General features: G+C 68.6%; 1 protein-coding gene. It reads left to right on the top strand.

The window, feature by feature from the left end:
* Positions 1–37: 37 nt before the first annotated feature.
* Positions 38–1,022 (top strand): IS630 family transposase (locus ACZ4A5_RS31600; protein ID WP_467591828.1); only part of this gene is annotated, 985 nt, incomplete at its 3' end.

The raw sequence follows: 1,022 nt of genomic DNA, 5'->3' as shown, positions 1-1,022 counted from the left end.
CTAGTGACCTGAGTCGTTGATGCGTCGTTTGATATGCATGGGGCGTCCGGGGCCGCGGTTGGCCGAGCTGGTGTTGTCCGAGCGTGAGCGTGAGGTGCTCGGTGGGTGGGTGCGGGCTCAATCCACGCCGCAAGCCCTGGCGTTGAGAGCGAAACTGGTGCTGGCATGTGCCGAGGTCGAGCCGGACGGACTGCCGCGGTCGGCCAGCTCGGTGGCTCGCCAGCTGGGGGTCACCACCGAGACGGTGTCCGAGTGGCGGGCCCGGTTCATCGCCCACCGCTTGGACGGTCTGGGCGACGCACCCCGGCCGGGCCGGCTGCGGACCGTCACCGACGAGCAGGTCGCCGAACTGGTGCGGCTCACCCTGGAGACGAAGCCGAAGAGCGCCACCCACTGGTCGACCCGGTCGATGGCCCAGCGCACGGGGATGTCGCAGTCGACCGTGTCCCGGATCTGGCGGGCCTTCGGCCTCAAACCGCACCGTACCGAGTCGTTCAAGTTGTCCACCGACCCGTTCTTCGTGGACAAGGTCCACGACGTGGTGGGGCTGTACCTCGACCCGCCGGAGCGCGCCTTGGTCCTGTGTGTGGACGAGAAGTCGCAGATCCAGGCCCTGGACCGGTCACAGCCGGTGCTGCCGATGATGCCCGGCGTGCCCGAGCGCCGCAGCCACGACTACCTGCGCGCGGGCACCACCACCCTGTTCGCCGCGCTGGACGCCGCAAGTGGCCAGGTCATCGGATCGCTCCACCGCCGGCACCGCACCGCGGAGTTCAAGAAGTTCCTCGCCAAGCTCGACCGGCAGGTCCCGGACGGAGTGGACGTGCACCTGATCGTGGACAACTACACCACCCACAAGACCGAGCCGGTCCGCAGGTGGCTGCTGGCCCATCCCCGCTTCCACCTGCACTTCACCCCGACCGGCTCGTCCTGGCTGAACCTGGTCGAGCGATGGTTCGCCGAGCTGACCTGCAAGAAGCTCCAGCGCAGCGTGCACCGCTCCGTCCAGGCACTTGAACGCG

The sequence above is a fragment of the Streptomyces sp. NPDC025618 genome (assembly GCF_055558795.1).
The sequence above is the reverse complement of the archived record's forward strand: the minus strand, read 5'-3'. Positions and strand labels throughout refer to the sequence as shown.